The organism is Candidatus Pristimantibacillus lignocellulolyticus (assembly GCA_023639215.1).
Taxonomy (GTDB): Bacteria; Bacillota; Bacilli; order Paenibacillales; family Paenibacillaceae; genus Pristimantibacillus; species Pristimantibacillus lignocellulolyticus.
The window spans coordinates 2,149,315-2,172,885 of the sequence record CP097899.1; the positions used below are offsets into that span (position 1 = coordinate 2,149,315).

The following is a 23,571-nucleotide window of genomic DNA, read 5'->3' on the forward strand; positions in this document are numbered from 1 at the left end:
ATTAAATAAAAAAAGGAGTATTCGTAACGTTACGAATACTCTTTTTGATATGTTCTATCTATTTCATAATAGTTAGAAAGGGTTAACGACGTGGAAGAAGACGTTCGGCGATGCCATTCTATAATAATAGCTACACCAGCCGGCACCTTTGTTGTTGAATTGATTCGAGGAGCTGTATACTAACCGCTCTTCCTCGAGTTCCTCAATTCTTTCAATTCTTCCATCTACATAATCGAGAAGTCTTAGTGCCGCTGTATCGAGTCGGTTCATAACTCCACCGTAGCGAATGTCGAGAACTTCCCAGCCGAATGGCTTGAACATGTGTAGCCATTGACTGCGATGGGCTCCACGTAATTCGCGAATAGACTCTGCAATTGCAGGGAGTACATCTGTCGCTACCTGCCTTAACGTCACAATATCATTGGAATCATATGCCTGTTTAAGTTGTATCCCGATCTCGCTCTTACGTTTTAGCACGCTACATAATTTCTCGGGTACTTCGAACAAGTAGTCCAGCTCAGCAGACTTATCACGTCTATTGTGTATATTTTGTTCCAGCTGCTCATAATGTTTAGCCATATCCAAACCTTCGATCTGTTTGTCGAAGAGTCCGAGTAGCACATCCTGATAAAGTAGAAATTTCGATGGATTACTCTGCACATGATTGTCAGGCTCAGCTCCTGGCGTTTCATCCAAATATTTAAGCTGTAGAAAAGCATCTGCTTCAATGCCGGTACACCATTTAACTCGCTTAGCTACACGTTCGCGATCCGGTTTCTCTTCTGAATAGGCATGCTCCGCATAGAGCTGCAAGCCAAGAAGCGCTGCGAATGGGTTGCCTTCATTTCCGTCATCGCCCCACATTGTGGCATATACCTCGCGGATTCCTTCTTGTTTGCACACTTGTAGCGCGGTGTCGGATGCAGTTAATGACAAACCATAATTGACACCGAATGTATTGAATATCCATACAGCACCGGCGAAAACTAGATTGCAACCGAGTGGACGATGCTTAGCAATAAGGTTTTCATACTCATGTGTTTTCGTATGTGCATAATCCCAATAAACCATGTCAACATTTTTAGGGATACGCTGTGCCATTTCCTCAGGAATCTTAGTCTCGCTATCGTAATATTCGTCGCCTTTGTCAGAAGCAAGTTTGAGAAACATATCACTCCACATCATTGGCTTTAAGCCGTGACGCTGCGTACAAGCAAGCACCTTCTCCAGATGTTCCGTCATAATATCGAAGCGGTTTCTATATCCGTTGCGATCCAAGTACTTTCCTCGGCCAAGCTCCTCGGCCTCATCCATACCAATATGAATTTTTCGGCTACGGAACGGAGCACTGATCGTCTCTATCATTCTCTCAATCAATTGATCTGTATGATCTTCCCCGACGAGTAGAGCTCCTTTAGTATCTTTATAATTCCATACAGGCTGCCACTTAAGGAACTCTTCGAGATGTGCCAGCGTTTGAATACTCGGAAATGCCTCAATGCCGAATTGATCAGCATAATCATCGATTTCCTTCAACTCTTCTTGCGTATATCGACCCCTCATATAGCCAAAATAAGGCTCATTTTCGATGGCATACGTGTCTTCCATATACAGCATTACAGTATTTAAGCCCATTAACGCCATTTTACGAAGCATAAATTTGAAGCTGTCTAATGTGAGCACTGCATTGCGGGAAAGATCGAACATCGGTCCAATTGTATCGAACTGTTGCTTCTCCCGAAGTTCGAACGACTCATCGCTATGACTATGCTCTAGTAGTAGACCGAGTCCGCGATAGAATTGATGCTTTTGCCCATATTGAATATAGGCTTTGCCCTGCGTCAAACCAACCATTAATTCGTCTTCGCTTGCCGACAGACTGACTTCAACAACTAATCCATCCTCAGCAAGAGTGTATTCAAGCTCTTGGGATAATGCCAGAATACCATCACGTAAAGCGTCTACATCTCCTGTAAAGTGCAAATTCATCGTATAACCTCCCAAAAATAAGTTTCATAATTAATAACTCGCAAATAACATTATAACGTTATAACGTATTTATTCATTTCTATGCTATCCTATCTATATAGTTAAATGCAATACATTTAAGTGAAATTTCTGTGTTTAGCCATTTGCTAGAGCTATTCGCTAGAGAGAGTTATCGTAGCATTCTTTACCAGCGATTATCGATTCGAAAAGGACTAGCTCATCTTAGTAGACAGTTATCCTCAATATTTAAACTAAGCCAGTAAAGTAAAACACCAGTTTATATAAATCATCATTGCAAAGTATCATTTATTGTTGATTAGGCAAATAGTATGTGCTGCGTATCTGCCCTACAATATTAATATCAACATAGTAGCAAGGGGGATACATATGTCGCAGGTAACAACTAAGCAACAGCATGCAACGTCACTTCAACAACAACCAAAACGCAAACCAAATATATTCATGCGCTTTTTCAAGCAATGGGATATTCAACTAATGGTGTGGCCAGGAATTTTGTTGATTTTTACAATTGCATACATACCTATGTACGGAGTTTTAACTAGTTTTATGGATTATAACATCTTTACTGGTGGAAATATTTGGGCCAATCCCTGGGTAGGATGGAAGCATTTTGAGATGTTTTTCAATTCACCGGAGTTTTACACTGTGATGCGAAATACAATCGTAATTAGTCTTTTAAAATTTTTCATTGGCTTTCCGGCACCTATTATATTGGCGCTTATGCTCAATGAAATTCGCCATATGATGTTCAAAAGAGTGGTGCAGACCATTACGTATTTACCGCACTTTTTATCTTGGGTTATTGTAGCAGGTCTTGCAGGATCATTGCTCTCTACAGATAACGGTAGCATTAATATATTGTTAAGTTCGATAGGTGCAATTAATGAGCCGATTAACTTTCTTTCAATACCAAAGTACTTCTGGACGATACTAATAACTACGAACGTATGGAAGGAAATTGGTTTTGGTTCTATCGTATATTTGGCAGCAATTGCCGGTGTTGATCAGCATATGTACGAGGCAGCTGATATAGACGGAGCAAGTAAGTTCAAACAAATATATCTCATTACTTTACCTACAATTATGCCAGTCGTCGTCATCTTCATGATTCTTTCAATTGGAAATCTACTAAGTGCTGGCTTTGAGGATATTTTACTACTAGCAACCAATCCAGTGCTGAGACCAATATCTGATGTTATTGATACATACGTCTACCGAGTAGGATTGTCGAATTACCGCTACTCCTACGCAACAGCGGTTGGTTTGTTCAAAGCTGTCATAAGTGTTGGATTGTTAACGATGGCTAATTATATCGCCCGCAGATCAGGAAACAGCTTGTGGTAGTATGCAAAATTGACAAACAGGGAGGCGAAACGCATTGGTGCGATTAGGCTTTAGTGACAAGTTTATGATGATTTCTATTTATGTATTTCTTACAGCATTATCTTTCAGCGCTCTTTATCCATTCTGGAACGCTTTGGTCGTTTCGTTCAATACGGGTGTTGATACTTCAATGGGTGGAGTTACTTTTTGGCCTAGAGCCTTTACACTTGAAAACTACGAGATTGTTTTTAATGACAGTAGACTTCTTAACGGGTTTTTCATCTCATTCTCTAGAACGATCGTAGGTACGGCTACATCGATACTTATGACTGCTATACTAGCTTACGGTATGACCAAGAAAAATCTGATAGGCCGTAATCAATACATGGTATTCTTTATTATTACAATGTATTTTAGTGGCGGACTGATCCCTACATTTCTATTAATGCGCTCCCTTGGTCTAATGAATAGCTTTTGGGTATTTATTATTCCAGGGCTAATCAGTGTATGGAATATGATTATATTCCGAACATTCTTTAAGAGTCTTCCGAATGGGCTAGAGGAATCTGCACAGATCGACGGATGCACGAACTGGGGAATATTATTCCGTATCATATTACCATTATCGGGGCCGGTTATTGCAACACTTGCTCTGTTCACAGCTGTGAATCATTGGAATGATTGGTTTTTACCGAGTATTTATATCACCAATGAAAAACTCTTACCGATTCAGACGATGCTGCGACAAATATTGAACGCTAACATCGTAACTGACCAGGTAGCACAGCTAGATTCAGCATCACAAGCACGTATGGAGGCGATGAGAACGGTCACTTCCAAATCGTTAACGATGGCGACGATGATGGTCGTCACGTTGCCTATCATTATGGTGTATCCATTTGTACAAAAGTATTTCGTGAAAGGCGTGCTAGTTGGCTCGCTAAAAGAGTAGTACTTCCGAACGGTTTAAGGCGATATCTGCTTTGGACATATAAAAAATTGATGAGAGGGGTAGTAAGACATGAAGAAAGTTAGAAAACCGATGTTACTAATGGTATTGGCTATATTTGCTCTAGCTACAGTATTGGCAGGTTGTGGAAATGGTTCAAACAGTGGGAACAATGAGCCAAAACCTACATCCACGAATAATACTCAGGCAGCGAACAATACGGCAGAGGAGCCAGCATCAGATGTATGGGAGCTAGGTTCAGAAGCATTAGAATTCAGTATGTATGGTCACTATGACTGGTATGATGTACCTGCATGGGATAGCACAGTTGCTGGTAGATGGATTAAAGAAAATAAACTTGTAAATATTATTCCGGTATCAGCTGGCGGAAAAGCTGAGGCAAAATTGAGCACAATGATCGCTTCTAATGAATTACCAGATGTAATCTGGGGTGAAAGAGGAGTAGATGTGAACAGACTTTATGAGGCTGGTCAGCTTGTAGCGTTCGATGATTATCTTGATAAATATCCGAATTTGAAAAAATGGATGGGCCCAGATTTGAACTTACTTCGTCACCCTGATGGGAAAATTTATCAGTTCCCGAACTGGTATACAGGGCAACCATCTGGTACATCAGGCTATGTAGTTAACAAGAAAATTTATGAAGAATTAGGTTCTCCAAAACTTGAAACAACGGATGACCTTTATAGTTACTTAACTGCAGTTAAAGCGAAATATGGCGACGCAATTATTCCATTCGAACCGCATCGTGCAGAGGATATGCAAGGTCTTGGCGTATTATATACGGCATTCGGTGAAAATGTTTCTTATAGTTATTTGAACCAAAATATTCGAGCAGTACCGGAAGGTGATAAATTAACTTCTATATTCACTAACGATGTATTCCGTGAAGCTCAGAAGTATATCGCTAAATTGTTTAGAGAACGTCTAATTACTCAGGATGCCTTCACTCAAACTATTGACCAAGTAGAAGAAAAGGTTATGCAAGGACGTGTAGCAGTATTTGCAGGATCTAGCCCTACTACGATTGCTTCACAAGCACATAATGAAATGGTTAAGACTGATCCCAATTCTGGTTATTTCATGATTTGGCCAATTCATAAAGAAGGTTTGGATAAAAATAAAATTTACCCAGGTTCATATACTAGCTTAGGCTGGAATGTTAGCGTTATTACAAAAGCAGCAGAAGATCCAGAGAAAATTTTTGCATTCTTAGATTGGTATACAGGACCTGAAGGACAATCGTTATTATTCTTTGGTCCAGAAGGTAAAAACTGGAATGGATTTGACGAAGATGGTCATCCAATCTTTACAGGAGATTATGATGCAGAAGAAGTAGCGAAATTGCAAAAAGATCATGATCCTATTATGTGGAATGGTAACACAGGCTACATTGACCCTGCAAAAATGAAATATCAAGCAACTCTTCCTCCTGTAGAGCAAGATTGGAATGCACGTTATCAAAGTGAAATCACTTGGAAAACGTCTTCTAATGCAACGGAGTTCATCAACATGATACCACAACCGGACAGTGAACTAGGAATTATTAAACAAAGTGTAGATGATATTTTCATAGAAGCATATGCGAAATCAGTTATGGCAGCTAGTGACGAAGAAGTAGATAAAATTCTTGATAAGGCTGAAGCAGATGCACAAAAAGTAGGTTACAGTAAACTTCTTGAGTTCCGTACTGAAAGATGGCTAGAAAACAAAAAGTTACTTGCAATAGATTAAAATATTAATATCCATTATGTTACTTAAAAGAGTATACTATCCATAGTATGCTCTTTTCTCCGATTAATACTAAAAAGGTATACCTGCGAACTAGCATATAGAGTCTGGAGATGAAGCGGATGTACAAAGTGTTGCTTGTTGATGATGAAATTCTTGATCTAAAGGGATTGCAAGCATTTATTCCTTGGACAGAACTTGGAATGGAAATCGTAGCGACGGCTACAAATGGGTTTGCCGCAAGCAAAGTTATTGAGAGAGAACAAATTGATATTTTAGTGACCGATGTTCGAATGCCTAATATGTCAGGATTGGAATTAGCGAGGGAAGCACTCGATAAACAAAAGAAGTTAAGAATAATATTTGTAAGTGGTTATCAAGACTTTAATTATATTAAGCAAGCGCTTTCATTAAATGCTTGCAGCTACGTGCTTAAGCCAATGGATGATAATGAGCTCATTGAATCGCTCCGGAAGCTTCGTATTGAGTTGGACGAGGAGAAGAAACTTGCTGAGGCAGAACAATTGTATAAAAGTATGGTACCAATTGTTAAAAATGAGTCATTATTTCAAATGCTTGAGGGCACTTTAGATGCTAAAACATTAGAAGTATTAATTCGGGAGTATAAGCTAAATGCGATGCAGTGGCCTGTTCAAGTCGTTATTGTTGAACGGGATGATTGGATTATGAAGAGATCACAGGAATTAACGGTTGACGAGTCAGAATTGTCAGGCCTATTTTGGGATGTTCTGTTTAAGATGTGTGCAGAGTATCAGATTGAACATATGTGTAAAATTACAGAAAAGAGGTTAGCTCTCTTTATTGATAGTACGTTTGATTTAAGTAACATACATACCTTATTTGAACAAGATAAGTTAAAGGGATCACTTACTGTTACGATAGGTATTGGAAATTCATTTGAAAACGTTCACTTATTGAAAGAATCTTACCAACAGGCGAATGCTGCACTAGACTACAAAATGTTTTACGGTAAAAATCGAGTGATTCATTATAACGAAATACAATCCACAGCAAATATGGATGTTCAAAATCTTGATATACAACTAGACGCTCTATTTGAAGCAATGACGAATTATGATCTAGTAAACGTTCATGATGAACTTAATGAGGTGTACATTTTAGCAACGCATTTGCGATCAAAGTTAACGATTCAAAATTTTACGGTTTTTTTGTTGATGAAGTTGGATTCCCATTTGCAAAAAATAAATGAGGATTTATTTCAAATGCTAAAATTAGATATTCATGGACTAGATATTATTATGAAGTATGAAACGTTAGATGAAATTCATTCTTGGCTACGGTATAAGGTCTATGAGCTATCAGAGTTGCTTCAATTAAAGAAGTATAAGAAGAATTGGAAGCTTGTGCAGACGATCATTGATGATGTGAAGATGCGACTACATGAGAATTTTACGTTGAAAGACGTAGCGGAAAAGTACTCGTTTACACCTAACTATTTGGGGCAGATATTCAAAGAAGAAACGTCCACAAATTTTACTGATTACGTAATGATGCTACGAATGGAGAAAGCTAGTGAATTGTTGTTGCAGACCAAACTTAAAGTATATGAGATAGCTAATTTGACGGGGCATCGTTATCTTCCTTATTTTAGTAGAACATTTAAAGACTATTACGGCAAAACACCATTAGAATACCGTAGAAGGTTGTAACTATGATGAAAAATAAGTATATGCCATTTGGTTATAAGTTGATGTTGTCCTATTGCTTTTTTATTATCATTCCTGTGATGTTAATTGGCTATTTTGCTGATTCTATATATGTGAAATCGATTCGGGAGCAGACAGAAAGTAACGTCAATGGTACGTTATCACAGATGGGCGACAATATATCCTTTAAGATGAAGGATATTATACGAGTTTCAGACCTGTTGTATTATGATCATGCGCTGGCAAGAAATCTTAAAAGTTATGAGGAAGGCTGGGTAAGCTATTCAGCAACTACCAGATATTTGCTTCCGAAGTTTCAATCGTCCATTGAAGCAACAAGCCTACAAATGTGGATATCTATTTATTTACATAATGAAACATTTCCTGAGATTTATCGATCTTATAATGGTGAAGATCCACTGAGAATAAGTGAAAGATGGTATGACTTATATCATATATCTAGAATTATGGATAAGCGCTGGTATAAACAATTTCCAGAGGAGGACTACGGAATTACGATGCAATGGAAGCAGGTTGATGATGACCCAGAATATGGGTATATATCGCTACTTCGAAGAATGGTTAATGTGCAATCTGTACCTTACCCTCAGGAGATTGGCTTCTTGAAACTTAGTGTTTATCTATCTGATTTATTCGAGAGTGTAGATCATAATAAAATCGGAAATGGAGCTACCATTTTTATTACCGACGCAAGTAATGAAATAATGATGTCCTCCGGTGAGTCTGAATATGAACAAGATGTGCTTTGGGATGAAGAGTTATATAAGGATTATCTAATTATGGAAGAGTTTATCCCAGAACTAGAATGGAAAATAACAGCAGTTATACCGAATCAGATATTCACGGATAAAATTAGTGAAGTTCGTCTAATAACCGTCTTAATCTGTTTATTGTTCATTGTTTTTTATTTTGTTTCGGGAGCTGTTCTTTCGCGATACTTTTCGAGAAGAGTCGGAAAGATTGTGTCCGTACTAGACTCATTCCAAGAAGGAAATTTCCATAAACGTATTAATTTTAAGGGAAATGATGAATTCACTCGGATTTCATTAGCTTTGAACGAGATGGGGCAAAATATCGGTGAATTGATTCATAAAGTATATGTTGCAGAGCTGGATAAGAAGGAAACTGAGCTTGATATGTTACAGGCTCAAATTAATCCGCATTTTTTATATAACACGCTATCTTCCATTAATCGTCTAGCAAAGTTTGGCGAGCTGGATAAGCTTCAACTTATGGTGATGGATTTAGCTAAGTTTTATCGATTATCATTGAATGAGGGCAGGATTGTTCTTCCAATCAGTGAAGAGTTAGAGCAAGCAAATGCGTATATCAATATACAGAAAATCAAATACGAAGATCGTATGGGGGTCATTTTCGATATCGATCCTGGGATTATGAAATACGATACGATTAAACTAATTATACAGCCCTTTATCGAGAATATATTGGAACATGCTTGGTGTGCGGACCACATCAATATTAGAATCGTGGGGACCCGCGATGGGGATACCATTCAGTTCAAAATTATAGATGATGGCGTCGGTATAAGTTCAGAATTGCTTGAGCAGATGGCGGATAGTAATGAAAGTGCAAATGTCGGTTATGGCATATACAACGTTAATCAACGCATTAAGCTTTTTTACGGACCTTCTTACGGAGTTCATATCTACAGTAAACTGGGAATTGGAACAACAGTCTGTATAAGGTTTCCGATAGTAGCCCCTAAAAATTCGAAGGTAAACGAATTGAGTATAACTAGAAGTGGCGGAAGTTTTCGCTCATGATCGACGAGGGTATTGGTGTATTACAAAGGGATAGTGCTATAATTCATAACTTGTATATTAGGATTAATAAATGTATTGCAACGCAAGTAGCCTACAACCGATGATAAGGTTGTAGGCTACTTGTCGTTAATCATAGATGTACTAACATTGCTTGTACCTTTAACTCGAAGTTCGTAACTATAAGTGCAAAAATCGTAACTCATCACTCATTATTCATCACTCGAAGTTCGTAATTCGTAACTTATGACTCGAGATCGTAGCATCTAGTTCGTATCACATAGCTCAAATCTACATGCTATAGATGCTGCTTAATATATTGAAAGCTTGCGACCAGATCATCATGGATGACGATATCGAATAGATAGTCTAGATCGGTAGCTTCATAGTTAATAATAGCCAACTTAGGTTGTGATGTGCGATTGGCGTAGAACGGTAATTCTTTAACAGGATATACTTGTAATGAGGATCCTAGTGTAAGGAATAGATTACATTGCTCACTCGCCTCATAAGCTTCAGGGAGATGACGAACGATACCACCGAATAGTACAACATCAGGTTTTAGTATGAAATTATCTTGCTCACAACGTGGAATCTTCTCAGCCATAACATAAGGCAGATCGTAACTACGCTTGCATTTCGGACAGTGGGCGTGATCTATTGAACCATGAGCTTCGAGTATATGCCCACTACCAGCTTTGCGATGTAACCCATCTACATTTTGCGTAATAATCGTAACCTTTTTCCCTAGAGCTTCGAGATCTGCTAGCATTGTATGTGCAGGATTAGGTTCATATTGCTGCATTCGGTCCATTAGAAAAATGTCTTTGAAGTTTGTCCAAAAGTCTTTAGGATGTGTTGCGTAATATCCTTCAGATAATAAATATTCAACGTTATTAACTTTGGAGTAAATTCCATTAGGTGACCGAAAGTCCGGAATTCCACTGGCAGTGCTAATACCTGCACCTGATAATACAGTTATATTATTAGCTTGTCTTATTTGCTGCACTAACTGATCTAGCATCGACATGATCTCACCTCCATAGAATGACTTAACGCTTAATCCTTCTCAATTATCGCTTAATTACTGCTTAGATAGTACTTAAACCTTCTCAATTACTACTTGATTACTGCTTAGTTTGAGCTAAATAACTTCTCAATTATTGCTAAATAACATCTTATTTACGACTTGATTACTGTTCAATTTCCGCTTAATTATTGCTCATCAAGTTGTCTAGATTTTCTTTCGCGTAATACTACGCTTAATATTGTACCTACAATTAGTGACCATAATGCAGATGAAACACTAAAGAAAGATATATTAGCTGCAGAAATAATGAATGCAAATACTACGGGGAAGCTATTTTTTGTATCTGCAAAAGCAGAACTTATACTATTTAGAAAGATACCTAGTAAAGAAAAACCAATAATAGTTGCAATAAAGTATTGTGGAAGTGATGTAATATAAGGGACTAACTTCCAAGCAAAAATACCGAAAATAATACAAATTACACTGGAAACAACACCTGCCCGATAACGTTGTTTATGTTCGCCACTTTCGTCACTACTACAGACCGTTGTCATCATGCCACCGGTATTAATGGAATGACTCATGAAAAAGCTACCTAATGCAGAAGCAATACCTGAATAAGAAATAATTCGATTTATCGGTGGATTATAACCTTGCTTGGTTAATGAGGCTAATGAAACTGCTAGATCATTGCTTAAAATGAGCACAGCAATTGGAATAGCTACAGAAACTAAACCTTGCCATGTAAATTCAGGAGTAATCCACAATGGTAATTCGTATGCAATTGGTGTTACTTGTGGAAATGTATAAGAGAATAATAATCCTATAAGACCAAATACAATAACACCAATAATAGGTGGAATAGCTTTGAAGAGCCTAGGTGCTACAAAATATCCGATCAAGGCAAGTAAACCGACAAGTGGATTTGCTTTGAATGAAGGAATTAGCTCTAATATATATTGCATAATGATACCTGCAAGCATCGCATCAATAATTGATCTAGGAATATGTTTGAATAGAACGTTGAAAATACCAGTCAGTCCGAGCACTGCAATAATTAGTCCTGCCATTAGGAAACTTGCAGTAAGCTGCGGCAATGTTAATTGTATAGAAGCGGTACTCAAAAAGGCGACGGTAGTAATGGAGTGCGCTCCGGCAATTGGTAACTTATATCGTAAAGCAAGAATTAAGTTGAATAATCCTGCTACAGCATACGCAACGAATAACCAAGAAAGTAACTCCCTTCCGTTTAAACCTAGATGGTTAGCACTGTGAATCGTTAATATTGCTCCACCTGTACACGCCATTAATGCGGAACTCATGCCTGTTGCTAGTTGTTGTTGGTTTACGATCATGCTAGTTCAAACTCCTTATTGTTGTAATACAAATTTAGTACTTATTTAGTATATCAAAATATACGCTGTATTTTTGTAAATATTATCGAAGCGTTTTCTTGTAGGTTGAGTATTATATAGTTACTTTTATGTGTTCAGTATAATTACTAAAAATTAATTATTATCACTCTATTTTTATGTAATAGCTCCTATTTCATTGTTTTAAGTAGTTTCTTCTAATGTGTTGTTGTACATCATATTATTTATATAATCACTTCTAAAGTATTGTTTAATGTCATTTATTATTGGACGCTCTTACTGTCTTACATTAATGTATTTTCATCTTGAGTAATATGAATGTTTAGTCTAAAATGTAAATAACTACATAATTTTAAAATGAATTGTGACAAAGCATGTCCCATTTTCCTGTTAGCAGGGGAATGGGACTTTTTAGTTTAAATTTAAGGGAGCTGTTGTGATGGGATTTTCCGAAGTACACGAGGAATGGATGAAGGATCATTTGAAGCAAAGAACAGGTGAGCGAAAGGATCGGTTGAAACGTGGTCATAGTTATGGAGAGATGTTATTTCTTGAGAAAGTATGGTGGCCGCTAGTAGGGAATTTTAAGGATTTACATCCTGAATATGAAGTTGCTGATTGGAGAGGTATGAAATTTTTTGTGGATCTGATGTTGTGCTTAGGCGATACTAGAATCGCTTTTGAAATTAAAGGTTATGGTCCGCATGTCGAACAGGCTGATCGCACGCGTTATCGCAGAGAGCTGAATCGTGAATTGTTTTTACAGGCAATCGGAGTAAAAGTAATATCAATTGCAGTAGATGAGTTAGAACATAATGCTGATCTAGTGAAAGGTTTTGTGAAAATGATCGTATTGCCTTATTTAAGTAGAAAGGAGGAGATGATGAAATATCATCGAATTGAGCAAGAAATTATGAAACTTGCTATAACTAGTAATAGAGTAGTGCGTCCATTTGAAGTTGTGAAGATGCTAGGTATATCTAGAAAGACGGCTATTAAATATTTAACTAGTCTATGCGACAAAGAAAAGTTGAAAGCAGTTGAAGGAGGAGTATCAAAAAGAATTCACAAATATGAGTTTATGGGCTCACCTTTTCTATATTAGATAATTCCCCTCATTACCTCGAAAAGATGAAGAAATGCAGAATGAAGGGTAAAAATCCCCCTCATTAGGTTCTGAGTATAGTCCATAAAAAAAGACGCCTTTCACACCACAATATAGTGGGTAAAGGCATCTTTTGGCAAAACTATTTACGCAATTGACAAGGCGGGTAACTCCATAAAACTTTACGACACATATCCCAAATCTGATTGCATGCTCGTTGTAATTCCCATACAGATAACCCTAGCATACGAACAATAATGCCTTTTTCTCTAGCCAAGCTTGCACCTGCAAGTATGCGACTATCCGCAAATGAAGGGAATAATTCTCGAATCAATTGTAGTAAACCATCATTAGCTTGTGGTGAAAATATCCAGAAAACTGCTTGGTGAGTATAATGCTCAAGTGCACCAACTTCTTGATGCCTATGAATAGCAGGAATCAATTGATAATGATCATAGGCAATACGACTACCGTTGCGATTAACTTCTGTCATTGCAGAGTAATGCTTATATTGAAATATCTCATCACGATGAGTTCTACCGGGTGTTGTAATTTCACAATAAAGTAGTGAAGCACCTGCCTCCAAGTGAAATGTCGTACTTGCATGTAAAATACTATCTTTATAAGGGATTGTAGGTTCAGGCATATACTCAAGAATAGCATTCTCACCAATATTAAATTGATAGTCTGTCTTTGCTCCATCTCCTAAAGCAGGATGTACTTTAGTAAAAGATTGATTAGTTACAATAAGATGACTATGTTCTTCAAGATCGATAGTTACATTATAATGATCGCCATCCATTAGTCCAGGTGATACATCCATCATAATTAATATGAGTCCATTGGTCGCTGGCTCGCCAAACGTTTTTGTAATTTTCAGAGGCGATTCATGATAACGATCCACCAGTACAGATTTCCCATCTACTTGTCGGCATAGAGCTCGTAGAACGGAAGATTTATTGGTGAGTAGATTGGTGTTCATCGTTATGGTGATGATGGACGCGATGATGTGAAGTATGAGGTAGTTGATGTTCTAGCCAGTGAATAATCTCACTTACACCAACTTCATCTCGTAAATTAGAAAGGATATACGGGCGCGTGCCACGCATCATTTCTGTGTCCGTTTTCATGACCTCAAGACTTGCGCCGACATATGGAGCCAGATCAATTTTATTAATAATAAGGAGATCAGAACGCATAATACCAGGTCCGCCTTTACGTGGAATTTTCTCCCCCTGTGCCACATCAATAATATAGATGAAACGATCAACAAGTTCAGGACTGAAAGCTGCCGCCAAATTATCGCCGCCACTTTCGATAAAGATAATTTCAAGATCAGGGAACCGTTGTTCAAGTTCCTCTACAGCTTCAAAGTTCATAGAAGCATCTTCGCGAATAGCAGTATGAGGACAGCCACCTGTTTCTACTCCAATAATTCTTTCTTCCGGCAAAGCATTTTCACGTATTAAAATTCGAGCATCCTCAGCTGTATAAATATCATTTGTAATAACTCCCAAACTGTAGTGCTCCCTCATTGCTTTAGACAGTTTCTCTACCAAAGCAGTCTTTCCCGATCCAACAGGACCACCGATACCAATTCGAATAGGTCGATCTAAAACAATAGCGGGTGCTTCCCACTGATCATGAGAATGATTAGCTCCTTGACACATAATAATTCCTCCTAAAATTTTTCATTATCAACTCGATACACTTCTAGTAAATGAAAAGTAGCATCGAAAGCATAAACCTAATTTTTCATTATCAACTCGATACACTTCTAGTAAATGAAAAGTAGCATCGAAAACATATCTTACAAACTTTACGCCGCATATCGTTGATGCCATTAGCGGTTAGCTATATAAATAGTTAGCAATGATAACTATTTATAACATCAAACATTGCAATATCATTTATGACATAAATAATCTTGAATATAATGTTTCATGTTCCATTGCCAAAATATCATGTACTGCTGAGAAGCTAAATGGCTTCGAAATACTATGCTTACATAATTCCGACCATTCCTCAGTGGCATATTGTTGCATGCGGCGAATTAATAACTGCCCATCGGTTTGCCCCATCGACATTAATCGAATGCCACTATTGACCATTGTTTGAATACTCGTGTATAGATAGCCGTGGACAGCAGTATCAACATCGATATCGAGATGCCAAGTTATCCATGTAAATACAACGGGAAATGTTCCATAACCTCCATGAAGAGTAAGGAGTTGTTCTAACTCATCTAATTTAGCTTCAGGATATAGAGATTTACCAAGTTTAATTAATCTTCTGCCCATTTTGTACATACCATCTCGAGTCTCTCGTGGGGAACGCTGGGTATGAAATATACTATCTAGCTGAGCTATTTGCTTGTCATCATACTCGTGAAGTGCTTTATAGATGCAACTAATTGTGATTGCATCCATAGGGACGATAGAGCTATGAATTTGCCCAGCGATATATTGTTCTAATTGTTGAAGTGTGGTGACATGATGTCGTTGTACAAAAGTTTCCAAACCGAACGAGTGTGAGAAACCACCGATCGGAATTGCGGAATCTAATAGTTGTACATAGGAGAGTAAGGAAGTAGGAGAGGGGATCATAGGCAACTCCCTTCCACTGAAAGTAGCATCAGTAAATTTAGAATAAGTAATAACGTTGAGCCATTGGTAATACTGAAGCTGGTTCGCAAGTAATGTGCTTACCATCAACTCGAACCTCATATGTCTCAGGGTTAACTTCAATATGCGGAGTTTCACCGTTATGGATCATATCTTTTTTGCTAATCGTTCTTGTGTTATGAACAGCTGCTATCTTTTTCTGTAGCCCTAGTTGTTCATGCACGCCAGCTTGAAATGCAGCTTGTGAGATAAAGGTGAAAGAGCCTTGTGCAACAGCTTTTCCAAATGAGCCGAACATCGAACGGCCAAATACAGGTTGTGGTGTTGGGATGGAAGCGTTAGGATCACCCATCTGTGAGTAAGTAATGAACCCGCCCTTTAAGATCATCTCAGGTTTAACTCCAAAGAAGGATGGTTGCCATAGCACGAGATCGGCCCATTTACCAACTTCAATAGAGCCTACTAGATCTGAGATTCCATGTGCAATGGCTGGATTAATCGTATATTTCGCAATATAACGCTTAATACGGAAGTTGTCGCTTAGTTCTTCCGATCCACGTTGTTGCTTCATTTTGTCAGCAGTTTGCCATGTGCGAGTAATAACTTCGCCTACACGTCCCATTGCTTGAGAATCAGAGCTAATAATGCTGAATACACCGAGATCATGCAAAATATCTTCAGCAGCAATCGTTTCTGGACGAATTCTAGAATCAGCAAACGCAACATCTTCAGGTATGGAACTATCTAGGTGGTGGCACACCATTAACATATCGAGATGCTCTTCAATCGTATTAATTGTAAATGGACGAGTAGGATTCGTTGATGATGGAATAACATTCATATGTCCAGCTGCAGTAATAATATCTGGAGCATGACCACCACCAGCACCCTCAGTATGATACGTATGAATGGTACGACCTTTTATTGCTGCAAGTGTATCTTCTACGAACCCAGATTCATTCAATGTATCCGTATGGATAGCGACTTGAATATCGTATTGATCAGCAACGGTTAGACAAGTATCAATTGAAGCGGGAGTAGTACCCCAATCTTCATGAAGCTTCAATCCGATGGCTCCTGCTTCAATTTGCTCGATTAGCGGAGCAGTAGTTGAACAGTTTCCTTTACCAAGTAAGCCGATATTCATAGGGAATGCTTCTACAGCTAAAAGCATACGATGAATATTCCATGCACCTGATGTACATGTTGTAGCATTAGTACCTGTAGCGGGACCAGTTCCTCCGCCAATCATCGTTGTAATTCCAGAGGCAAGAGCTGTTTCAATTTGCTGCGGGCAAATGAAATGAATATGAGTATCGATACCGCCAGCAGTTACAATTCTTCCTTCACCGGCAATAACTTCTGTCGATGCCCCAACAATTAATTGTGGATGTACACCGTCCATCGTATCAGGATTACCTGCTTTACCTATTCCGACAATCACACCATCTCTAATTCCAATATCTGCTTTAATAATCCCCCAATGATCAATAATGATGGCATTAGTAATAAGAAGATCAAGTGCTCCTTCAGCACGTGTAATACGCGCGGATTGCCCCATGCCATCTCGTATAACTTTTCCTCCACCAAATTTACATTCATCACCGTATACCGTGTAATCTTGCTCAATCGTTGCCCATAGTTCTGTATCAGCAAGTCTGACTGCATCTCCAGTCGTTGGCCCGAATATCGAAGCATATTGTGTTTTGGTCATTCTAGCCATGGAATGCTTTACCCTCCTTCCAGTGCGTAAGACGTTCCTCTATCTCGGAATCATCTTCAAAACGTACTGCTTTTCCGCTTGTTAGATGATTCAGTCCATATACTTCTCTTGTTCCACCTAGGGAAACGAGTTCAACAGGTTTTTCTTCACCTGGTTCGAATCGAACGGCGGTGCCCGCGGGTATATTCAGACGCATGCCAAAAGCTAATTTACGATCGAAAGCAAGTGATCGATTAACTTCATAGAAATGAAAATGAGAACCGATTTGAATCGGGCGATCTCCTTGGTTAATTACGATAAGAGAGATAGTGCTACGACCACTATTGATTTCTATATATCCTTCGGCTACGCGATACTCTCCAGGAATCATATCCGTCAGCCCCTTTCGTCGTTACTGTCTAATCGGTTCATGAATCGTCACTAACTTTGTACCATCAGGAAAAGTAGCTTCCACTTGAACCTCAGTGATCATTTCTGGAATACCTTCCATACATTGCGCTCTTGTTAATATGGTTCCCCCATATGACATTAGCTCGGCAACCGTTTTTCCTTCTCTGGCACCTTCCATAACCTCAGAAATAATAATCGACATCGCTTCAGGGTAGTTAAGTTTAATTCCTTTACTCATTCGCATGCGTGAAAGATCAGCTGCGTAACTAATAAGTAGCTTTTCTCTCTCCCGATCAGTTAGATGCATGGTTGGAAATCACCTCCATATGTGTAATCAAATAGTATTATATGTCAACCTATATAACATGAGCATATAGTAATGAATCAATCATTTGCACTTTTATACCTATTTTTGATATAAATAAATAATTATAACCTAAAATTAGTTTTTTATGTAAACTATATTGACGTGAAGGGAAAACGTTCCTATAATTGGAAATACGAACATTAAACGTAAAAAGAGAGAGAATGTTCGATAAACAAGCAATATTAAATGGGAAAAGGGAGTGGAGTAATGAAGAGAAGAACATGGATTAGTTTGATGGCGTTAGTAGTTGTAGCATGCATGGTTGTAACAGGTTGTGGTAACAATGGTGCTGTTGCGCCGACTTCCACACCAGAAACAACAGATTCAACTACAGAATCAGGGGATACGATTAAAGTAGGGATTCTTCATTCATTAAGTGGAACGATGGCTATTAGTGAAGTTTCAGTTAAAGATGCTGAAATGATGGCAATTAACGAAATTAACGCAGCTGGCGGTGTACTTGGGAAACAAATTGAGGCAGTAGTTGAAGACGGTGCTTCTGATTGGCCAACATTTGCTGAAAAAGCAAAAAAACTACTTCAACAAGATAAAGTAGCAACTGTTTTCGGTGGTTGGACATCGTCAAGTCGTAAAGCAATGTTACCAGTATTTGAAGAGCTAAATGGATTACTTTGGTACCCTGTACAGTATGAAGGTTTGGAATCTTCGCCAAATATATTCTACACAGGTGCTACAACGAATCAACAAATTGTGCCTGCTGTTGACTGGTTACTTGAAAACCGTGGTACGAGTTTCTTCTTATTAGGTTCGGATTATGTATTTCCACGTACAGCTAACAAAATTATTAAAGCACAACTAGAAGCTTCTGGTGGAGAAGTTGTAGCTGAAGAATATACACCGCTTGGACATACAGATTACAGTACAGTAATTAGTAAGATTAAAGAAGCAAAACCGGATATCGTGTTCAATACATTGAATGGCGATAGTAACGTGGCATTCTTCAAACAATTGAAAGATGCAGGTATTTCAGCAAGTGATCTAACAACATTATCTGTAAGTGTTGCTGAGGAAGAAATTCGCGGTATTGGTACTGATGTTCTTGCAGGTCATCTAGCAGCATGGAACTATTATCAAACAACGGATACACCTGAAAATACTAAATTCGTAGAGGCATATAAAGCTGCATACGGAGCAGATCGTGTAACGGCCGATCCAATAGAAGCTGGTTATATTGCTGTTTATTTATGGGCTGCTGCAGTAGAAAAGGCTGGTTCAACAGATGTGGATAAAGTAAGAGAAGCTGCTGCTGGTCTTGAATTTAATGCTCCTGAGGGTAAAGTTACAATCGACGGAGAAACTCAACATATTTACAAGAAAGTGCTAATTGGTGAAGTTCAACCGGATGGTATGTTCAAACAATTATATAGTACTGCTGATCCAGTAAAACCAGACCCATATTTGAAGGGTTATGATTGGGCAACAGGATTAGCTGAATAACGAAAAACATAATGTGGGAGGTGGATTCCGTTATTGTACGGCGGAATCTACTTTCCTCACAGTAAGCTACATTCTGTGACAAGTAAGAAACTTGGCATAGAATCGCGATATTAGTCTTTCAAGAACTTAATCATCCTCGCATATTCACTTGTCAGAACCAAGAAGATGAGTTGAAGCTAGAGAGTGAGGAGCAGAGCGTACGTAGTTGGTACGTGAGCACCAGAACGAACGATGAAACTCATATTCGCAGTCGAATAAACAACGAAGCATATTCATCGTTATCACAAGTGAATGAGAAATAAAGTTCAAATAACTCACTTATCAGCACCAAGAAGACGGCAAGAAGCTAGGAAAACGAGGAGCAGAGCGTACGTTACTGGTACACGAGCACCGCAGTCTTCCGATGAATGCCATATTCGAAGTCGAATAAGCTTCAATAGCAAAATCATCGTGATCACAAGTAAGTTGGTTGAACATCCTCTAAGGAAGGGAGTCGATGAATATGGAGGTTCAACTCCTACAACTCTTCAACGGCATAAGTGTCAGTTCAATATTATTATTAATCGCGTTAGGATTAGCGATTACATTTGGATTAATGAATGTCATTAATATGGCTCATGGTGAATTTATTATGATCGGAGCCTATGCCACATATGTTACGCAACAAATATTTTCAGCAATTTTCCCTGCTAGCTTCTTCGGTTACTATTTCATCATTTCAATTCCTATCGCATTTTTAATTGCCTTTATTTTTGGTTATGTGCTTGAAATTAGTTTAATTCGTTTCCTTTATGGTCGTCCACTAGATAGCTTATTAGCAACATGGGGAGTAGGTTTAGTGCTGCAACAATTAGCAAGATCTATATTCGGTGCACCGAATGTAGCAGTTGCGTCTCCAGAATGGTTGAATGGCGGTCTTGAAGTGATGAGCGGTATAGTTTTCCCTTATAAACGTATATTTATCATTGCGCTCGTTGTAGTTGTATTAGCTGCTATGTATTTGTTCATATATCGTAGTAACGCTGGAAGAAGAATGAGAGCAGTAATGCAAAATCGTGAAATGGCAGCTTGCCTCGGAGTTTCTACAAGACGCGTAGATTCAGTAACGTTTGCCATCGGTTCAGGAATCGCCGGGATCGCGGGTTGTGCTATTACTTTACTTGGTTCTATCGGACCATCACTCGGTACGTATTACATTATTGATGCATTCATGGTTGTAGTATTAGGTGGAGTAGGGAAATTAATTGGATCTGTTGTTGGTGCATTTGGAATTGGGATTACGGGCACGTTCTTTGAATATTGGACAAATGCCTCTATTGGAAAAGTTCTCGTATTTATTGTCATTATTGCATTTTTACAGTGGAAGCCAAAAGGGCTTGTTGCTATGAGAACGAGGTCTTTAGATTAGAGGGGGACTTGAATTGATCCTACAAAATATTAACTCACCACTGAGGAAGAAAATAATCCTTTCGGTAACCTATAGTATAGTTGTAGCTTTATTATTATTTGCTCCGCTTATGCTATCAGACTTTCGTCTTGGTTTACTGGCGAAATTTCTTGCCTTCGCTATTGTTGCGATTGGATTAGATCTAATATGGGGTTACACAGGGATATTGAGCTTAGGGCATGGTGTGTTTTTTGGTCTAGGTGCGTATTGCATGGCAATGTTTCTGAAATTAGAGGCAACTGGTGGGAAGTTACCAGATTTTATGAGTTGGAGCGGTTTGAATAAAATTCCATGGTTTTGGAAGCCGTTTGAACATGCAGCATTTGCTATTCCAGCAGGTATTCTAGTACCGATGGCAGTCGCCTTTATATTAGGTTTTTTTACTTTTCGAAATCGGATACGCGGTGTGTATTTTACGATATTAACTCAAGCACTAGTTATCATCATGACAACGTTATTTATTGGCCAACAGCAGTTCACTGGTGGAACGAATGGTATTACAGGTTTTCAGACAATATTTGGCTTCTCGTTAAAGGAGCAATCTACAAAAGTTGTATTGTATTGGGTAACGTTACTGATGCTGATCGTTGTATTTTTCATATGTCAGAAGCTAGTGAAAAGTCGTTCAGGCCGTGTGCTTAGAGCGGTGCGTGATGCAGAGAATCGTGCCAGATTTATCGGTTATAATCCTTCTAGTTACCAACTATTCGTATTTTGTGTATCAGCGGGAATTGCTGGGCTAGCAGGTATGTTATTCGTATTACATGTAGGCATTATCTCGCCTACAACGATGGGAATCATTCCTTCTATTGAAATTGTCTTATGGGTAGCATTAGGTGGTCGAGGTTCATTAATTGGTGCAGTTATAGGAGCTATCGTCATAAACGCGGCGAAGAGTGGGTTAAGTGAAACCTTCCCTGATACTTGGTTATTTTTCATGGGAGCACTATTTGTCATCGTAGTTGTATTTTTGCCAAAAGGGTTAGTTGGATTGGCTCAACAAATTGTTGGGAAAATAAAGAGGAGGCTTGGTAAAGATGACAACAGTACCTATTCTGTCTTGCGAGAAAGTGACAGTAGCGTTTGATGGTTTTAAAGCGGTTAATGGGATGAATCTAGAGTTGATGCCTGGTGAACTTAGATTTCTAATTGGTCCTAATGGTGCAGGTAAAACAACGATGTTAGATGTTATTTGTGGAAAAGTTAAACCGGCTTCTGGTAATCTCCGCTTTAACGGTGGTATTGATATCGGTAGGAAGAAAGAATATCAAATCGCAGAGTTAGGAATAGGACGTAAATTTCAAGCCCCGTCGATCTTTTTTGGTCTAACTGTATATGAAAATTTAGAATTAGCAATGAGTCAAAATCGTAGTGTAATAGCTACATTGAGAGCAAAGTTATCACAGGAAGACCATATTCGAATTGTGCGTCAACTCGATATGATTGGCCTTTCTCATCGTGCAACAGCGATTGCTGGAGGATTATCTCACGGACAGAAACAGTGGCTTGAAATTGGTATGATGCTAATGCAAGAACCTATGCTACTACTTTTAGATGAGCCCGTTGCTGGAATGACGGATACTGAAACGGAGAAGACAGGTGAGTTGCTCCAAGAAATAACGAAAGAACGGACAGTAGTCGTTGTTGAGCATGACATGGACTTTGTAAGAAGTTTTGCGACAAAGGTAACCGTTATGCATGAAGGAAAACTGCTGAAAGAAGGGACGATGAAGGAAGTTCAAAGTGATAATATCGTGTCAGAAGTATATTTAGGACACGGGAGGGATAGCCTTGCTGTCAGTTAAACAAATCGAGTCAGGTTATGGTGAGAGCATCATTTTGCGTGATGTTTCTATTGAAGTAAAACCAGGGCAGGTTGTATGTATTATGGGGCGTAATGGTGTAGGAAAATCTACATTAACAAAAACGATCATGGGTGCTTTAAAGTCAAGAACGGGTAGCATTTCGTACAACAATCAGGATATTACGAAACTTCCACCCTATGAACGCTCACGCTTAGGTATTGGATATGTTCCGCAAGGTCGGGAAATATTTGCTCAATTAACGGTGCAGGAAAATCTATTACTAGGACTAGAGGCTAATGGCTCGGTTAAGGATGGAGTGCCTCAGTCTGCGATTGAGAAGTTTCCCGTCTTACCATCGATGTACAGTAGAAAAGGTGGAGACTTAAGTGGTGGTCAGCAACAGCAATTAGCATTTGCACGCGCGCTTGCTTCAAAGCCAAAGTTATTGTTACTTGATGAACCTACTGAAGGAATTCAACCTTCGATCGTACAAGATATTCAAGATGTCATTCGAGGGATTAAATCTCAAGGGGACACCGCAATTTTACTTGTGGAGCAAAGTATTGATTTTGTTAAAAGTGTAGCGGATTACTACTACATTATTGAGAAAGGGTCAATTGTTTCCGAAGGTACAATCGATACGTTTGATGATGCTGTCGTTCGCCAACATCTTGTAGTGTAACTCACTTTTGCAATAAAGACGATTATAGAAAGGCACTCGGATC

General features: G+C 38.6%; 20 protein-coding genes. 11 read left to right on the forward strand and 9 right to left on the reverse strand.

The annotated features are described in order from the left end of the window. Nucleotides 1-72 precede the first annotated feature (72 nt). Nucleotides 73-1,989 carry a beta-N-acetylhexosaminidase gene (locus NAG76_09120; GenBank protein ID URN96355.1) on the reverse strand — a complete coding sequence of 639 codons (1,917 nt, stop codon included), beginning with the start codon at nt 1,987-1,989 and terminating at the stop codon, nt 73-75. Nucleotides 1,990-2,376: 387 nt separating this feature from the next. Here NAG76_09120 and NAG76_09125 point away from each other — a divergent pair, with 387 nt between their 5' ends. From NAG76_09125 to NAG76_09145, 5 genes are all read left to right on the forward strand, one after another. Further along, nucleotides 2,377-3,354 carry an ABC transporter permease subunit gene (locus tag NAG76_09125; GenBank protein URN96356.1) on the forward strand — a complete coding sequence of 326 codons (978 nt, stop codon included), beginning with the start codon at nt 2,377-2,379 and terminating at the stop codon, nt 3,352-3,354. A 34-nt stretch (nt 3,355-3,388) separates the two neighbouring features. Beyond that, the gene (locus NAG76_09130) at nt 3,389-4,285 is read left to right on the forward strand and encodes a carbohydrate ABC transporter permease (protein ID URN96357.1); all 897 of its coding nucleotides are present in this window, start codon (nt 3,389-3,391) and stop codon (nt 4,283-4,285) included. Nucleotides 4,286-4,354: 69 nt separating this feature from the next. Continuing rightward, nucleotides 4,355-6,037, forward strand: a complete 1,683-nt coding sequence (locus NAG76_09135; GenBank protein ID URN96358.1) for an extracellular solute-binding protein — start codon at nt 4,355-4,357, stop codon at nt 6,035-6,037. A gap of 119 nt (nt 6,038-6,156) precedes the next feature. Further along, a complete protein-coding gene (locus NAG76_09140; GenBank protein URN96359.1) occupies nt 6,157-7,725 on the forward strand; it encodes a response regulator in 1,569 nt (522 codons plus the stop codon). 2 nt (nt 7,726-7,727) lie between these two features. Further along, nucleotides 7,728-9,527, forward strand: a complete 1,800-nt coding sequence (locus NAG76_09145; GenBank protein ID URN96360.1) for a histidine kinase — start codon at nt 7,728-7,730, stop codon at nt 9,525-9,527. A gap of 295 nt (nt 9,528-9,822) precedes the next feature. Here NAG76_09145 and NAG76_09150 read toward each other — a convergent pair whose 3' ends face one another. Both NAG76_09150 and NAG76_09155 read right to left on the reverse strand, forming a co-directional pair. Beyond that, complete coding sequence (locus tag NAG76_09150; protein ID URN96361.1) at nt 9,823-10,554, reverse strand: NAD-dependent protein deacylase; 732 nt, start codon at nt 10,552-10,554, stop codon at nt 9,823-9,825. A 185-nt stretch (nt 10,555-10,739) separates the two neighbouring features. Continuing rightward, nucleotides 10,740-11,909: a benzoate/H(+) symporter BenE family transporter gene (locus NAG76_09155; GenBank protein ID URN96362.1), complete on the reverse strand. Its 1,170-nt coding sequence runs from the start codon at nt 11,907-11,909 to the stop codon at nt 10,740-10,742. A 457-nt stretch (nt 11,910-12,366) separates the two neighbouring features. On the opposite strand from NAG76_09155, the gene NAG76_09160 reads away from it, so the two are divergent. Continuing rightward, complete coding sequence (locus NAG76_09160) at nt 12,367-13,032, forward strand: hypothetical protein (protein ID URN96363.1); 666 nt, start codon at nt 12,367-12,369, stop codon at nt 13,030-13,032. A 142-nt stretch (nt 13,033-13,174) separates the two neighbouring features. Here NAG76_09160 and NAG76_09165 read toward each other — a convergent pair whose 3' ends face one another. The 6 genes from NAG76_09165 to NAG76_09190 form a co-directional block, all read right to left on the reverse strand. Then, complete coding sequence (locus tag NAG76_09165) at nt 13,175-13,936, reverse strand: urease accessory protein UreD (protein URN96364.1); 762 nt, start codon at nt 13,934-13,936, stop codon at nt 13,175-13,177. Nucleotides 13,937-13,988: 52 nt separating this feature from the next. Then, nucleotides 13,989-14,702: an urease accessory protein UreG gene (gene ureG / locus NAG76_09170; GenBank protein ID URN96365.1), complete on the reverse strand. Its 714-nt coding sequence runs from the start codon at nt 14,700-14,702 to the stop codon at nt 13,989-13,991. Between the two features lie 240 nt (nt 14,703-14,942). Next, nucleotides 14,943-15,743 (reverse strand): urease accessory protein UreF, encoded by an 801-nt coding sequence (locus NAG76_09175; GenBank protein URN96366.1) that lies wholly within the window; start codon nt 15,741-15,743, stop codon nt 14,943-14,945. Next, entirely contained in the window at nt 15,676-17,379 is a 1,704-nt protein-coding gene (gene ureC, locus NAG76_09180; GenBank protein ID URN96367.1) for an urease subunit alpha, read from the reverse strand. Before ureC ends, NAG76_09175 begins: the two co-directional genes overlap by 68 nt. Then, nucleotides 17,372-17,749: an urease subunit beta gene (locus NAG76_09185; protein ID URN96368.1), complete on the reverse strand. Its 378-nt coding sequence runs from the start codon at nt 17,747-17,749 to the stop codon at nt 17,372-17,374. Before NAG76_09185 ends, ureC begins: the two co-directional genes overlap by 8 nt. 21 nt (nt 17,750-17,770) lie before the next feature. Continuing rightward, nucleotides 17,771-18,076, reverse strand: coding sequence for an urease subunit gamma (locus NAG76_09190; GenBank protein URN96369.1), 306 nt, complete (start codon nt 18,074-18,076; stop codon nt 17,771-17,773). A gap of 267 nt (nt 18,077-18,343) precedes the next feature. Here NAG76_09190 and urtA point away from each other — a divergent pair, with 267 nt between their 5' ends. From urtA to urtE, 5 genes are all read left to right on the forward strand, one after another. Continuing rightward, on the forward strand, nt 18,344-19,594 hold the full coding sequence (gene urtA / locus NAG76_09195) for an urea ABC transporter substrate-binding protein (protein ID URN96370.1): 1,251 nt from the start codon (nt 18,344-18,346) through the stop codon (nt 19,592-19,594). 502 nt (nt 19,595-20,096) lie between these two features. Then, complete coding sequence (gene urtB, locus NAG76_09200) at nt 20,097-21,002, forward strand: urea ABC transporter permease subunit UrtB (GenBank protein ID URN96371.1); 906 nt, start codon at nt 20,097-20,099, stop codon at nt 21,000-21,002. Between the two features lie 109 nt (nt 21,003-21,111). Next, nucleotides 21,112-22,128: an urea ABC transporter permease subunit UrtC gene (urtC, locus tag NAG76_09205; protein ID URN96803.1), complete on the forward strand. Its 1,017-nt coding sequence runs from the start codon at nt 21,112-21,114 to the stop codon at nt 22,126-22,128. Further along, entirely contained in the window at nt 22,079-22,846 is a 768-nt protein-coding gene (urtD, locus tag NAG76_09210) for an urea ABC transporter ATP-binding protein UrtD (GenBank protein ID URN96372.1), read from the forward strand. The genes urtC and urtD overlap by 50 nt, the downstream gene beginning before the upstream one ends. Beyond that, complete coding sequence (urtE, locus tag NAG76_09215; protein ID URN96373.1) at nt 22,833-23,528, forward strand: urea ABC transporter ATP-binding subunit UrtE; 696 nt, start codon at nt 22,833-22,835, stop codon at nt 23,526-23,528. Before urtD ends, urtE begins: the two co-directional genes overlap by 14 nt. The last annotated feature ends 43 nt before the right edge of the window (nt 23,529-23,571 follow it).